This is a genomic window from Stutzerimonas stutzeri (genome assembly GCF_009789555.1).
Taxonomy (GTDB): domain Bacteria; phylum Pseudomonadota; class Gammaproteobacteria; order Pseudomonadales; family Pseudomonadaceae; genus Stutzerimonas; species Stutzerimonas stutzeri_R.
Map to the genome: position 1 here is coordinate 4,153,588 of NZ_CP046902.1, position 14,965 is coordinate 4,168,552.

At 62.3% G+C, this 14,965-nt stretch carries 11 protein-coding genes; all 11 read right to left on the reverse strand.

The window, feature by feature from the left end; translation table 11 throughout:
* Positions 1 to 79: 79 nt before the first annotated feature.
* The 11 genes from fcl to GQA94_RS19330 all read right to left on the reverse strand — a co-directional run bounded on the left by fcl (position 80) and on the right by GQA94_RS19330 (position 14,824).
* A complete protein-coding gene (fcl, locus tag GQA94_RS19280) occupies positions 80 to 1,048 on the reverse strand; it encodes a GDP-L-fucose synthase (protein ID WP_158189518.1) in 969 nt (322 codons plus the stop codon).
* 2 nt (positions 1,049 to 1,050) lie between these two features.
* Positions 1,051 to 2,175, reverse strand: a complete 1,125-nt coding sequence (gene gmd / locus GQA94_RS19285) for a GDP-mannose 4,6-dehydratase (RefSeq protein ID WP_158189519.1) — start codon at positions 2,173 to 2,175, stop codon at positions 1,051 to 1,053.
* A gap of 162 nt (positions 2,176 to 2,337) precedes the next feature.
* The gene (locus GQA94_RS19290) at positions 2,338 to 3,567 is read right to left on the reverse strand and encodes a glycosyltransferase family 4 protein (RefSeq protein ID WP_158189520.1); all 1,230 of its coding nucleotides are present in this window, start codon (positions 3,565 to 3,567) and stop codon (positions 2,338 to 2,340) included.
* 1 nt (position 3,568) lies between these two features.
* Entirely contained in the window at positions 3,569 to 4,975 is a 1,407-nt protein-coding gene (locus GQA94_RS19295; RefSeq protein WP_158189521.1) for a lipopolysaccharide biosynthesis protein, read from the reverse strand.
* A gap of 14 nt (positions 4,976 to 4,989) precedes the next feature.
* Positions 4,990 to 6,336, reverse strand: coding sequence for a UDP-glucose dehydrogenase family protein (locus GQA94_RS19300; RefSeq protein ID WP_158189522.1), 1,347 nt, complete (start codon positions 6,334 to 6,336; stop codon positions 4,990 to 4,992).
* Between the two features lie 156 nt (positions 6,337 to 6,492).
* Positions 6,493 to 8,691 carry a GumC family protein gene (locus tag GQA94_RS19305; RefSeq protein WP_158189523.1) on the reverse strand — a complete coding sequence of 733 codons (2,199 nt, stop codon included), beginning with the start codon at positions 8,689 to 8,691 and terminating at the stop codon, positions 6,493 to 6,495.
* Positions 8,691 to 9,224, reverse strand: coding sequence for a polysaccharide biosynthesis/export family protein (locus tag GQA94_RS19310; protein ID WP_158189524.1), 534 nt, complete (start codon positions 9,222 to 9,224; stop codon positions 8,691 to 8,693). Before GQA94_RS19310 ends, GQA94_RS19305 begins: the two co-directional genes overlap by 1 nt.
* A gap of 42 nt (positions 9,225 to 9,266) precedes the next feature.
* Positions 9,267 to 10,424: an outer membrane beta-barrel protein gene (locus GQA94_RS19315; RefSeq protein ID WP_158189525.1), complete on the reverse strand. Its 1,158-nt coding sequence runs from the start codon at positions 10,422 to 10,424 to the stop codon at positions 9,267 to 9,269.
* 310 nt (positions 10,425 to 10,734) lie between these two features.
* Positions 10,735 to 11,262, reverse strand: a complete 528-nt coding sequence (rfaH, locus tag GQA94_RS19320; protein ID WP_233270186.1) for a transcription/translation regulatory transformer protein RfaH — start codon at positions 11,260 to 11,262, stop codon at positions 10,735 to 10,737.
* A gap of 272 nt (positions 11,263 to 11,534) precedes the next feature.
* The gene (locus GQA94_RS19325) at positions 11,535 to 12,371 is read right to left on the reverse strand and encodes a CvfB family protein (RefSeq protein ID WP_158189527.1); all 837 of its coding nucleotides are present in this window, start codon (positions 12,369 to 12,371) and stop codon (positions 11,535 to 11,537) included.
* A gap of 119 nt (positions 12,372 to 12,490) precedes the next feature.
* Positions 12,491 to 14,824: a membrane-bound PQQ-dependent dehydrogenase, glucose/quinate/shikimate family gene (locus GQA94_RS19330; RefSeq protein WP_158189528.1), complete on the reverse strand. Its 2,334-nt coding sequence runs from the start codon at positions 14,822 to 14,824 to the stop codon at positions 12,491 to 12,493.
* Positions 14,825 to 14,965: the final 141 nt, after the last annotated feature.

Here is a 14,965-nt window from a genome sequence, read left to right on the forward strand (position 1 = left end):
TCATCCGGGCGCCGACAGCCCTTCCCGTCCTGATCGTACGAGGGCCGATTGCGCGGGCCGCAGCCCGCGGGCCGGTCGGTCAATGCCGGGCTTGATGCTGGTTTTCGACGAACCAGCGATACGCATCGCGCAGGCCATCCTCCAGGCTGATGCTGGACTGCCAGCCGAGGGCCTTGAGCCGAGAGACATCCATCAGTTTGCGCGGCGTGCCGTCCGGCTTGCTGCTATCGAACGTCAGCCGGCCCTGGTATTCGGTCACCCGCGCGATGGTCTCGGCCAGCTCGCGAATGCTGCAATCGACGCCCGTACCCACATTGATATGCGACAGCATCGGCTGGGTATGCGCCTGATAAGTCGCATCGTCCAGTTCCATCACGTGCACGCTGGCAGCGGCCATGTCGTCGACGTGGAGGAATTCGCGCTGGGGCTTGCCGCTGCCCCAGATGACCACTTCGTCGTCACCGCGCTGAGTCGCCTCATGGAAGCGCTTGAGCAGGGCCGGCACCACATGGCTGTTTTCCGGATGGAAATTGTCGTTGGGGCCATAGAGGTTGGTGGGCATCACGCTGCGGTAGTCGCGACCGTACTGGCGGTTGTAGCTTTCGCACAGTTTGATGCCGGCGATCTTGGCCACCGCGTACGGCTCGTTGGTTGGCTCGAGTACGCCGGTAACCAGCGCTTCTTCCTTCATCGGCTGCTCGGCGAACTTCGGGTAGATGCACGAGGAGCCGAGGAACAGCAACTTGTTGACGCCGTTGCAATGCGCGGCATGGATGATGTTCGCCTCGACCATGAGGTTCTGGTAGATGAACTCGGCCGGGTATGTATTGTTGGCGTGGATACCGCCTACCTTCGCCGAGGCCATATAGACCTGGTCGATCGGATTCTCGGCAAAGAAAGCGTTCACCGCCGCCTGGTCGACCAGATCCAGCTCTTCCCGCCCTCGGGTGATGATGTTCTGATAACCCAGCGCCTGCAGGCGGCGGACAATCGCGGAACCCACCATGCCGCGATGTCCCGCAACGAAAACACGTGCGTCACGATTCATATTCAGTTCTCCAGTGTCACGGGAATGTCAAAGCCGTGCTCCTTGAGCAGGGCATGGCGCTGGGCGACCTTGAGGTCTTCGCGGACCATCTCGGCGCACATCTCCTGCACGCTGATTTCCGGGGTCCAGCCGAGCTTGTCCTTGGCCCGGCTCGGGTCGCCGAGCAGGGTTTCCACTTCCGCTGGGCGGAAGTAACGCGGATCGATACGTACGATGACGTCACCCACCTTGAGCGCGGGTGCCTTGTCGCCGACGATGCCCGCGACGATGGCGCGTTCATCCACTCCGTTGCCTTCGAAGCGCAGTTCGACCCCCAGTTCCGCAGCCGACCACTGGATGAACTCGCGCACCGAGTACTGCACACCGGTGGCGATGACAAAGTCTTCGGCCTGTTCCTGCTGCAACATCATCCACTGCATGCGCACGTAGTCCTTGGCATGACCCCAGTCACGCAGCGCGTCGAGGTTGCCCATGTGCAGGCACTTCTCCAGGCCCTGGGCAATGTTCGCCAGGCCGCGCGTAATCTTGCGGGTCACGAAGGTCTCACCACGACGCGGCGACTCGTGGTTGAAGAGAATGCCGTTGCAGGCATACATGCCGTAGGCTTCGCGGTAGTTGACGGTGATCCAGTAGGCGTAGAGCTTGGCCACCGCATAGGGCGAACGCGGGTAGAACGGGGTGGTTTCCTTTTGCGGAATTTCCTGCACCAGCCCGTAAAGCTCAGAGGTCGAGGCCTGATAGAAACGTGTTTTCTTTTCCAGCCCCAGCAGGCGAATGGCCTCGAGGATACGCAGCGCGCCCATGCCGTCGACATCCGCTGTGTACTCGGGTGATTCGAAGCTGACCGCGACGTGCGACTGCGCACCCAGGTTGTAGACCTCGTCGGGTTGCACTTGCTGGATGATGCGAGTCAGGTTGGACGAGTCGGTCAGGTCGCCGTAATGCAGGACGAAGTTCTGGTCCTCGGCAGGCTGGTCCTGATAAATGTGATCGACCCGCTGGGTGTTGAACAACGAGGCGCGGCGTTTGATGCCATGGACTTCGTAGCCCTTCTCCAGCAGAAACTCGGCGAGGTAGGAACCGTCCTGGCCAGTAATACCGGTGATCAGCGCGCGTTTCTTTTCCATTTCAGAGTACCTGTAGGTTCCAGATGACAAGGGGGGTGAGAGGCTCGCTGGCCGACGCAGGCGCAAGCAGGCGCCCTGCCCCGTCGAGCAGATTCGTTTGATTGTTGGCAGCCCAGGTGAACGACGCGTTACCGCTCTGCCCTGCACGGACGAACGGACCGCTCATGCGAGCATTTCCTCGTACAGGGCTTGGTATTGGCGAGCGATGACCGGACTGTCGAAGGTGCTGGTGATCTTTTCCCGCGCATTGAGCACAAGTTGCGCATAGTCGGCCTCGCCAGTGACCCACTCGACCCCTTCGGCGAGCCCGCGGGCTTCGAAAGGCGCCGCCTTATAGCCGTCATGCAGGTGGGTCACGATGTCTTTCGGGCCGGTCGCATCGAAGCACACGACAGGCGTGCCGCAGCCCATGGCTTCGGCCAGGGTCTTGCCGAACGCCTCCATCAGGCTCGGTGCGATGAACACATCGGCGGCCGAGTACAGCAACCGCAGCGAGATGCTGTCGTGCAGATAGCCGAAGGAGGTGTAGTCGAAGCCCAGGCTGTCGGCGACGGAGCGATCCAGCTTGCCGAAGAAGCACAGGTGATACTGCGCGGGGTCGAGATGTTCGAGCATCTCGAGGTACTTGCCGAAGCCCTTGTAGGTGTCCTTGGCGCTGGTGCAGCCGGTAAGAATGATCTTCTTCTCGGTGTTCAGCCCCAGCAGTTGCCGGGCCAAGGTCTTGTCCAACGGGAAGAACTCGCTGGCGTCCACATTGTTATGAATGGTGCGTACGTCGAAGTCGCGAAACAGCAGGCTCTGCCTGGCCTGTTCGGACACCCAGTCGCTGATGCCGATCATCTTCATCGACTTGGGCAGATACTTGCGCTTGCGGTTGAGTACGAAGCGCGACAGGTCCCGGTCGGAACGGCTGCCCAGCTGGTCGCAGCTGCCGCAGCCAGTGGTGAATTTCTCGCAGCCCATGGCGTAATGGCAGCCCCCGGTCATCGGCCACATGTCGCGCATGGTCCAGACCAGCGGCTTACGCAGCTTGGCCAGATGCTTCATGTCGACGAAGCCACCGTTGACCCAGTGCAGATGCACCACGTCCGCCTCGCGACATTGCGCGCTTTCGGTGAAATCGGCGCCCATCACCCCGGCGCTGAACATGCCCGATTGGCGTTTACGATAGAGGCTGGCGAACGCCTGGTCGGCCTGGCTCCTGGCGATGCTGATGATCTTGTCCTTCTTGCTGCGGCTGACGGACACCACCGAGGTGTCGCCATGGGTCACCTGGCTGTTGGTGTACACGAGCGAATCGACACCCAGCGAGCGCAGCCCCTGATGCAGCCAGTACGCGCCGCGCGCGGCGCCTCCGGTCAATTCGCCGGCGACCAAATGCAATACCTTCATATCAATCGAAGCTCTCTGTCGGATGCTGGGCTTCCGGCTGCCGCGCCTTGAGTTGCTGGGCGGCATACCACCGGCGCGAAGCGATCAGCACGATCACCATCAGCGATGAGTAAATGACGATGCTGGCAACGGCAAATGCCTGCACGGTGGCCAGCGCATGGCCGATCCACACCGCGCCGACGAACAGCGAAAGCACGCGCAGGCTGGTGCTGAACACTTCGAACAGCAGGAAACGGCCTTGCAACGACAGCGCCGGGACCGCGACCACACAGGGGCGCGAGACGAAGATCACGTACTCGGCCAGGGCCAGCCAGCGGGCATATTCGCCCGCCACATGCCACTGTTCGCCGAAAACCAGCGCAAACAGCCAGGGGCCGAACACGGCCACCACCGAAAACGGCACCAGGCCGACCAGGCCCAGCGCGGTGGTCGCCTTCAGCAGCATCGCCGCCACCGGCTCGCGATCATGAATGGCGCGGCTGATGCGCGGGTAATACACGTCGGCTACCGACTTGCCGATCAGGTTGGTCGGCATGGTCAGCGCCTGTTTGCACAAGGCGAAGAAACCCGCCGCCGCCGGACCGAAATAGGCCGCCAGCACGAGCGTCGGCAAATGCTGCGAGCAGGCGTTGATCAGCATCACCGGCGCGCGATACTTGGGGAAATCGCTGTGCATGCGCGCCAGCTCCAGCACGCCGGGATCGCCCTGCCCGGCTTCGCCTGCATGGTTGTCGCGATGGGGTTTGGCGCGCAGCATCGCCAGCGCCAGCATCGCGGCATGCAATGCCTGTTGCAGCGCAGTCGTACACACCAGTACCAGTGCCGATGACTGCACCAGGCCGGCAATGGTGCGCATCGAATTGAACAGCAACGAGTGTCCCACCGCCACGCTCGCCGTAATACGGAAGCGTTGGGTACGGAATAGCCATTGCTGGCAGATTTCCAACGCCGCGCCACAGAACATGACGAATGGGATGAGCATCAGGTACGGCTGTACGATCTGGATTTCCAGCACCGCAACCAGCCGATCCCCGACGAGGTAAAACGCCAGTGCGACCAACGCCGCCAGTAACAGTGCGGTCGCCAGCGACAACCGCACCAGGCCTCGCGCATCACCGTCGCGCTTGGGCAGCACGATGGCGATGGGATAGGTGAGCGCGGCAACCGGAACCAGCATCATGGTCACGCTGAGAAAGGTGCCCAGGACCCCATAGGCTTCCGGCCCGTAGATCCGGGTGATGACCGGCATGAAGGCCAGCGTGATCGCCTGGGCCCCGGCGGTACCGGTCACCACGGTGAGGATATTGCGCAGCAACTTGCTGCGCATGCTTCCATGCAGCAGCGCGGCGAGCCTTTCCCTGAACGGGGAAAGGCCGCGCCGAACGCTGGGCTGATCGATGGCGCTCACTCGCTGGCCCTCGCTCAGGCGTGGATCGGCTGACGGCCGACGCCGTAGTAACTGAAGCCTTCGCGCTTGACCTGTTCGCGGTCGTACTGGTTACGTCCGTCGATGATCAGTGGCGTATTCAGCAACCGCTTCAGGGCACGGAAGTCCGGGCGACGGAAGGGTTTCCATTCGGTCACCAGGCACAGCGCGTCGGCATCGATGGCGGCCTCGTACTGGCCTTCGACGATCTGCAGACGCCCCTCGTTGAACCAGCTTTCCGGGAACTCGCGTCGCGCAGTTTCACGCGCGACCGGATCGAAGGCCCGCACCTTGGCGCCGGCTTCGATCAGGCTGTTGATCAGTACGACGCTGGGCGCTTCGCGCATGTCGTCGGTGCCCGGCTTGAACGCCAGGCCCCAGACGGCGAAGGTGCGGCCAGCGAGATCGCCGTTGAAATGAGTGGAAATCTTGTTGAACAGCGAGTGTTTCTGCTGATCGTTACGGGCCTCGACCGCCTGCAAGAGCTTGGGCTCGAAGTCGTTCTGGTGGGCAATATTGATCAACGCCTTCACGTCCTTCGGGAAGCAGGAACCGCCGTAACCGCAACCGGCATAAATGAAGTGGTAGCCGATACGCTCGTCCGAACCGATCCCAAGGCGTACGTTTTCCACGTCCACGTCGAGGCGCTCGCAGAGGCTCGCGATTTCGTTCATGAAGGAAATCTTGGTCGCCAGCATGGCGTTGGCGGCGTACTTGGTCATTTCCGCATCGCGGATACCCATGAACATGGTGCGAGGACGGTTGCGGATAAAGGGCGCGTAGAGCGCGCTCATGACCTGGCGGGCATGTTCGTTGTCAGCGCCGATGACGATCCGGTCCGGGTGCATGAAATCGTTGACCGCGGCGCCTTCCTTGAGGAATTCCGGGTTCGATACCACCGAAAACTCGATGTCCAGGCCACGGGCCTCGAGGCGCTCCGCCACCGCTGCGCGAACCAGATCCGCCGTACCCACCGGCACGGTGGACTTGTTCACGACGATGGCCGGGCCGCTCAGCGTGTCGCCGATCTGCCGCGCGACTTCCAGCACGTAACGCAGATCAGCCGAGCCGTCTTCGCCGGGCGGCGTGCCCACCGCGATGAAGAACACCTCCGACTGCTTGGCGGCTTCGCCCAGCGAGGTGGTGAAATGCAACCGCCCGGAGGCATGGTTCTCGGTGACGATTTCTTCGAGGCCCGGCTCGTAGATCGGCAGAATGCCCTGCTTGAGATTCTCGATCTTGGACGTGTCGACGTCGACACAGTAGACCGTGTTGCCCATTTCCGCGATACAGGCACCGGTTACCAGCCCAACGTAGCCGCTTCCAACGACGGTGATGTTCATAGCAGGATCCTCGATTCAGTCATTGATACAGGCGTGCCTCGGCGCGGCCCTTGAGGCGGCCGGAGGCGCAAATTCGTTTGCTGGGCAGATCATCAATCCGGGGCGGGTCCACCGCTGGAGGAACACGCCCCGGAGACGGATAGCGCGAGCTGGCCGCTAGACCGTCTGCTCGCTGTATCCGTAATGGTCGTAGTAGCCACGGAACTGACCGTTCTTCTTGGCTTTCTCGATGTCGACGTGGTTGAGCACCACGCCCGTGACCGGCGCGTTGCTGTTCTGCAACTGACTCACACCTTTCTGGACATGTGGAATCAGCGTGCTGTCGGACTTGACGACGTAGATCACCGCGTCCGCCAGGGTCGAAAGCACCGCGGCATCGCTGACCGCCTGGCTCGGCGGCGAGTCGATGATGATGCGGTCATAGCGGCCCTTGACCACTTCAAGCAGCTTGGCGAAGCGTGGCGAGGACAGCAGTTCCAACGGATTGGACGGCACCGCGCCGGCCGCGATCATGTCGACGTTGCCGACCGAATGGATGCACTCCTCGAGCTTCGCATTGCCGCCGATGAGGTTGACCAGCCCCGGCGTGCCCGGCTTGAAGTCGAACGCCTTGTCCAGCGTCGCACGACGCAGGTCGGCGTCGATCAACAGGACGCGATGCAGCTGCCCCATGGCGAACGCCAGGTTGGCCGATACCGCACTCTTGCCTTCGTCGGGCGCCGTGGACGTCACGACCAGGACCTGCCGCGGCTGGTTGGCTTCGCTCAGCAGCAAGTTGGTGCGGATGGTCCGTACGGCTTCGCAGAAGCGCTTGTCGGCGTTGCGCTCGAACAGATGGCTGACTTCCTTGCGCAGCTTGCGTGGCACCTGCGGAACGATGCCCATCACCGGCAGACCCAGCTTGCTCTCGACTTCCTCGGAACTCTTGAAGGTGTTGTCGAGAATTTCACGGATGATCGCCTGGGCGATGCCCAGCACCAGGGCCAGGAACAGCGCTACCACCATGATCAGCTTCTTGTTCGGCGCGCTGGGCTCGGTCGGCGGGATTGCCGCGTCGACGATGCGGGCATTGGTAGAACTCAGGTCCGAAGTCGCGGTGGTTTCCTGCAGACGGGTCATGAAGGTGTCATACAGCGCGCGGTCGCTTTCGACCTGGCGCTGGAGGTCACGCACCTTGAATTCCTTGCGGGAGATGTCCTGGATACGACCCTTGTTCTCGTCGAACGATGCGCGCAACGAGTTCTCGTTGGCCACCGCCAACTGGTAGTTGCGCTCGATGCTCGCCACCACCTGCTCGACCTGCTGGCGCAGACTGGCCGTGGCCGCGTTCAGGTCGGAACGCGCCGACGCCATCGCCGGGTGGCGATCGCCATAACGACGCGACAGGTCTTCGACGCGGGAGCGGGCGTGCGCCTGGTCGGCCTTGAACTGCTGGATCAGCGGATGGCCAAGTACCGCCGGCACGCTGGCAAGACGCTCCCAGCCCTGGCTGCGCATGGATTCGACCTGGCGGTACTGGCTCTCGGCCTCGGCCCGCTGACGACGCGCATCGATCATGCGATCACCCGTCAAGGACAGCTCGTTGGCACTGATGGTGCCGACACCGTCCAGGTCGACGAGACCCTCGGCGTCCAGGTAGGCCTGGAGCTTGTCTTCGGAATCCTGCAGCTTCTGGCGCAGGGAAACCAGACGCTCGTTCATCCAGCTGGCAGCGGTCATCGACATGTCGACTTTGGCTTCCAGCTGCGCTTCGATGTAGGCCTGCGCCAGTTGGTTGGTCGCTTGCGCGGCGGTCAGCCGGTCAGCCATGGCGATGGACAGATAGACGAGCTGGCTTTTGCCCTCGACCCAGACCGAGGTGCGCTCCATGAATGTTTGAGTCGCGTAATCGATGATCTGCGCTTCGCTGAGCGCTTCGGGCTCCTCGCCGGTCAACGAATCGATGATGCCGCCGAAGTCGACCAGCGGACCGGGCTGCTGGCGCAGATCGAATTCGGGGTGCTCGGTCAGGTTGAGATCGCGCACCACACGCTCGGCCACACCACGGCTCTGCATCAGGCTCAGTTGGGTCTGCAGGTACTCGCTGAGCTCGACCGGGGTGTCGGCCGCCGGCTGGAACGACAGGACCGGCGTACCCTTGGTCTCGATGAGCACCGAGGCGACGGCTTTGTAGATGGGCGTCATCCGCGAAAGCAGGAGCATCGTCAGCAACGCGACGCCCCCCACGATCAATGCGATGCCCATCTTGCGCGACCAGATCGCGTGCCAGATTTTCTTGAGATCGATGAAATCGCTGTCGGCTGCTGGCCCTACGGGGCGCTGCCACGGTCGATCCGGGCGAACTGGGCTGTTCATCAGAAGAATCCTTCGTCGATGTTGATCGTGTCGCCAGGGCGGACCTTGGTGTCCATGGTGGCTTTTTCCTCGGCGCGGCTGCCTTCTGAACCGCGCACGATGGTCATGCGTTTGGTCGAGGCGCGCTCGGTGAGCCCACCCGCCAGGGCAATTGCCCGATCCAGGGTGAGTCCGGGCTGGTAGGGATAACCGCCGGGAAGCTTCACCTCGCCGGCAATGTAGAACTCGCGATAATTGACCACCGATACCGAAACACGCGGATCGATCAGGTAGCCGTCCTTGAGCTTTTCAACCAGAAGGTTGCGTACTTCTCCGGCCGTCTTGCCGTTGGCATCGACTTCGCCGATGAAGGGAAACGTGAACGTGCCGGCGTCAGTCAGGCGTATTTCTTCGAATGAAAGGTCTGGCTCGCCGTGAACGCTGATGCGGATCACGTCGCCCGAGCCCAGTTCGTATTGAGCAGCGCTGGCAGCGGCGCTGAACGCCAGCAGCAACAGCACGGATAAGCATTTATAGATGTTCGGGATGCGCATGATCGGCTCCTCCTTAGGCACTGGTTAACGTCCTACCCGGCCTCAAAGGCTCAGGTCGAAACTCAGCAGGTAAACGTTTCGGTCGTAGGTCTCCGAGCTCAGGCTGGAGTCGTTTTCCGTTCTGAGATACGAAAGGGTCACGTCGATCCAGCGATCCGGTGACCAGGTCACGCCAGCGCCGTAGCCGGTGCGCTCATCGTCGCGGTTGATTCCTTCGTACTCCCGATCGGAAAAGCGGTAGAGCAGTTCGGTCGAAACACGCGAGGTCCACTCATGATCCCAACTGGCGATGGTCGTCCAGTCGTTGATGGTGCTGGCACCGTCGTCGCCCTCGTCGAAGGCACGGCGGGAATTGATCGTGAAGGCCGAATAGGACCGTGGCTTGTAGGTGACGCCGACTTCCCACATGGGGCTGGTGAAGTCTTTGCGCTGATCGCTGTCGAAATCCTTGCGCTCGGCACCAAGCTTGACCGTACCGGATGTCTTTGCGGTGGCATCCCAGGTCGCGCCCCCGAGCAGCGCCAGGTTCGTGCTGTCGCGCAGCGCACTGGCGAGTTTGTAGTCGTGATCGGTGTGCCGAACCTCGACGAGTGAGCGAGTTCTGGAGCCAAGGCGATGGAACCAGATGGAATTGAACATCAGGCTGTCGCGCTCTTCAGCCGCGTTGAGGTTGCCGCTGTTGTGATACCGGCGCTGTTCGTAATTGGTTCCGAATTCGAGCTGGTTACGCGCGGTACTGGCGCCGAAACGGTACGCCGCACGGGCAATCGCCCGGCTGTACTTGTCGTTTTCGGTCGCATCTTCGGTGTCCGCGGTCTCTTCCACGCGGTGGTAGGCGAGCCCCCAGCTCAAACGATGGCGGGAGGTGAACTCCATGACGCTTCTGAGCTGCAGGTGATGGTCGGTGTTGCTCGCTTCGGAGTCCGAATGAAAGATATCGCTGTTGAAGGAATACTCCAGTTCGTACTCGCTGTTGCGATTCCCCGTACCCAACAGGAAGGTCGGGTTGATGCCCGTCACCCAGGACGCCTGCTCGTTGTCCGACAGCCCGCGATAGTTGTCGTCGTAGCTTTCGCGCACAACCAGCGTCGGGGTGAACTCGAAACCACCAATGCGTATGTCCTGCGGGTCGTTCACTGCCCAGCTTTCGGTAGCGACAAGACACAGTAGCGATACACCTGGAAGCGTGATGTTCCTCATATGGAATCCCTTCTCGGAGATAAATTGTTGTTCATGCCTCGACTCCGGCCGCGACGCTGGCTCTTGTGAGCAGGCATAGACACGAAACAGACCGCAAATATCCCCGACAGTTGCAGAATCGATGAGTGGCGCGCCTTCGAAGCGTTGCCGGCGCTCGCCGAAACAGAACCGCCGCTGCGGTTCAGGCACGCTACCGCCCCAGGGCGACGCCCTGTAACGGTGGTCTCGGCGGCCAGAAAGCAAGCCGCCGCCCACGTCGAGCAGATGCTCGAGACGGCAGGCGAAACCAAGAGAGATTCGTTACTTATTATTAGGAAGGCACTACTGCGCGCCGTTGGACGGGTTGAATGCGTGCCAGCGGTATCTGGACCTGCTGCTGGCGATTGAGCACGTTCAACAGCACCATCACCCGCTGCTCTGCGTCCATGGCGACAAAAACAGCCTCGATGTCGGCGCGCGCGCCCACCTTGACCTGTACGCGATCACCGGGCATCAGCGCAGCCCGGACATCGGTCGTTTCGCAGCGCTGCCTGAGGTGCTCGACGATGGCGTCCTGTACCCGACAGGGCTGGCCGCAGAACGCGACGACTCGACTGACCCCGCGCGTCGAGCGTAGCGATAGCCAGTTGTCGTTCTCGCCCATTCGAATAAACAGATACCCCGGAAACAATGGCTCCTGAAGCTCACGCAGCCTCCCGCCGCCCATCGTCTGCACCTTGACGATGGGTGCAAAGCATTCGAAGCCCTGGCGCGCGAGATGCGCTTGAGCCCGGCCATCCTGGCGCGACTTGCACTGCACCAGATACCAGGCCTTCGGCCATTCGGTATGTCTATCCACAGCTTCTCCGAGCGCACGGAACATTCGGCGAGGGCCTGCGACCGATTCGTGAACCGCTGGATGACCAGTCGCCCTTTCTGGACCTGACGGGCACAAAGGGAGTTCCGCCCCGCTACACCCGGCAACATCCGGAAAAGGATGAGCGGTAGCGCTACGACGTCATGTCGGACGAACGTTGGCCGAAATGCCACCAACGACGCGGTCTGTCGCTGCGCGAGACGGGATTGACACTGGGAAAGACGAAGGGGCCTGGCGGCCCCTTGGCGTGCGGATCAGGCGCGTTCGATGCGATCCGGGTGGATCACGATCCGGCCCTGCTTGTACAGACCGCCGATCGCCTTCTTGAAGTTGCCCTTGCTGACACCAAAGAGCCGAGCGATTTCGTCGGCTGCGGTCTTGTCGCTGACCGGGAGTGCGCCCTGGTTTTCCTGCAGTTTCTGCAGGATCAGCGCCTGCAACGCATCAGCCGCTTCGCTGCCCACCGGCTGCAGGCTCAGGCTGATCTTGCCGTCGGCCCTAACTTCCTTGATATAGCCTTTTTCGCGCATCCCGCCACGCAGGAACTTGAAGGCCTCGTTCTTGTGGATCAGGCCCCAGTGCTTGCCATTGACGATCGCCTTGTAGCCGAGATCGGTGGGTTCGACGACCAACAGGTCCACCGCTTCGCCAGCCGCGTAGCGAGGCGGCGTCTTGTCCAGATAGCGATCCAGCCGCGCCGTCGCGGTGATGCGTTTGCTGTGCTTGTCCAGATAGACGTGCACGACACAATAGTCGCCTTCTTTCAGCGGCCGTTTTTCTTCGGAATGCGGCAGCAGCAAATCCTTGGGCAATCCCCAGTCGAGGAAGAGTCCGACCCGATTGATCTCGACGACCTTGAGGCTGGCAAATTCACCCACCTGGACCTTGGGCTTGTCGGTCGTCGCGATGAGCTTGTCCTCACTGTCGAGGTAGATGAAGACGTTCAGCCAGTCATCGACCTCGGTCGGGACGTTCTTGGGAATGTAGCGATTGGGCAGCAGAATCTCGCCGTCCGGCCCTCCGTCCAGGTACAAACCGAAACCGGTGTGCTTGACGATTTGCATGCTGTTGAAACGCCCGATGGCAGCCATGTGAAGAATCCTGTGTTCGAATCCGACAATTCTAACAGGCCCATTGGACCCGAGCGCGCCACGGTCGACCGAACCGCTGCTGCCTCATCAGACAAGGCCGACGCTCGTCTCGCCCCGTTCTAGCGAGGCAAGGCGTAGGCGATGATCGCATCGCCCGCCCGGGTCCCGAGGGAGCCATGGCCGCCAGCGACCACGACGACCATCTGCCGCCCGGTACGGCTCAGATAAGTCATCGGCGTGGCCTGGCCACCGGCAGGCAATCGCCATCTGCCCAGCTCCTTGCCCGTACTGACGTCGTAGGCGCGCAGGTAGTTGTCCAGCGTGCCGCTGAGAAACGCCACGCCGCCGCCAGTGAGCATCGGCCCGCCAAGGCTCGGAACGCCCATCTTGAACGGAAGCGGAATCGGCGAGCGGTCGCGCACGGTGCCATTGCGGCGCATCCAGTGAGTCTTGCCGGTACGCAGATCGGCGCCGGCGACATATCCCCAGGGCGGCGCGACGCAGGGCAGGCCAATTGGCGAAACGAAAGGCTTGAGTTCAACGGCAAAGGGCGCGCCGAAATTCTCGTTGAGGTGCGGCTCATTGCTCGACACATAGGTGGCGCGATCATTCTCGCGGGGAATCAGCGTCGACGTGAACGGCAGGTAAGCTGGCGTGCTGAACACCATCTGCCTGACCGGATCGACGGCGACACCCCCCCAATTGAACACGCCGAAGTTCCCGGGATGCACCAGCGTGCCCTGGGTGGACGGCGGTGTATAGCGGCCTTCATAGCGCAACGAATGGAACCGGATGTGGCAGATCATCTGATCGATGAACGTGGCCCCCCACAGGTCCTTGCCTTGGAGCATGGGCGGCTCGTAGGACAGTGCCGACACCGGCTGGGTAGGCGCTGTCCAGTCACCATCGGCCGCCCCTTGCGGCGCCGGCACTTCGCGCACTGGCAGGATCGGTTCCCCGGTGCGGCGGTCCAGTACATAGATATCGCCTTGCTTGGTTGGCGCGACCAGCGCGGGGATCGGCCCATGTTCCGTGTCGATATCGACCAGGCTCGGCTGCGCGGGCACGTCCATGTCCCAGAGATCGTGATGCACCGTCTGGAAGACCCAGCGCAACTCACCGGTTTCCAGCTCAAGGGCAACGATGGAAGACGAGAAACGCTCGCTGTTCTCGCTGCGATTGCCACCCCACTGGTCCGGCACCTGGTTGCCCAGCGGCACGTAGACCAGGCCCAGCGCCTCGTCGGCGCTGGAAATGCTCCAGCTGTTGGGCGTGCTCTGGCTGTAGGTTTCACCTTCGCCGATCGGCTCGGTCTGCTGCGGATTGCCCGGATCCCAGTTCCACTTCAGCTCGCCGGTGATGACATCGTAGGCCCGTATGACCCCGGACGGCTCGGTGGTCGAAACGTTGTCGTTCACCGCTCCGCCAACGATGACCAGATTCCGGGCGACCACCGGCGGTGAGGTCGAATAATAGAAGCCTTCCTTCACGTTCGGCATGTTTGCCCACAGATCCACCGCGCCATTGCGACCGAACCCGGGACACACCCGACCGGTCCGGGCATCCAGCGCGATCAGCCGCGCATCGGCGGTCGGCATGAACAACCGTTGGCGGCAGGCCTGGTCGCCGGGCGCCGCCTCGCTGAAGTGGTAGGACAGCCCGCGACAGGTCAGATGCTGGCGATTGACCGAGGCCGGCACCTGGGGATCGAAGCGCCAACGTTCCTGCCCCGTCTCGGCGTCCAATGCGATGACGAAATTGTGCGGCGTACAGATATAGAGACTGTCGTCTATCTTGAGCGGCGTGACCTCGTAGGTGGTCTCGGGTGGGTCGTCCTCGCGGCGCCGATCACCGGTATTGAACTGCCAGGCCTTTTCCAGCCGAGCGACATTGCTTGGCGTGAGCTGCGCCAACGGGGAATAACGCATGCCATGCTGGGTGCGACCGTAGGCATGCCATTCGCCGTCCGGGACATCGGCATTCGGGTCGCCGGGCGCCGCTGCCAACGGTGGCGGCAATATTCCCTTGAGGTCGTGACTATCGCTGGAGAGCGCCTGTGCCGCCGCCGCGCCCCAAAGCAGAACCGCCAGCATCAGGGCGAGCGCGCTGCCGCCCCAGGCCCGCGCGCCGAAGTGTTGCCAACCCAGTCGCTGCGCAACCCAGGGCGTCAGCAACCATAACCCCAGCGGCGCAACGATGCTGCCGCGCGGCGCCAGTTGCCACCAATCGAAACCCACCTCGTACAGCGCCCAGCCCAACGCACCGAGCATGACCAGTGCATAGACCCACAACGCCGCGCGGCGCCTGGCCAGCAGTAGCGCACCGGTGAGCAGAAAGCCGGCGGCGAGGATCGCGAAATACCAGGTCCCGCCCAGCGAGACGATTTTCCACCCGCCGACGGCAAGCGTCAGGCCCAAAATGATGCACAAGACTGCACTGATGACGACCGCCACGCTTCCTCCTATCCGTGCGTCAGGCCTGGAGATGGCGAAACGTAACCCCTGTCAAAGCCTCCCCAGCGACCCGCCATGCCGGAGCATTCGATCATCCGGCACTACAGTGGACCGACGGCCGGCGAGAACGCTCCCTGCCCA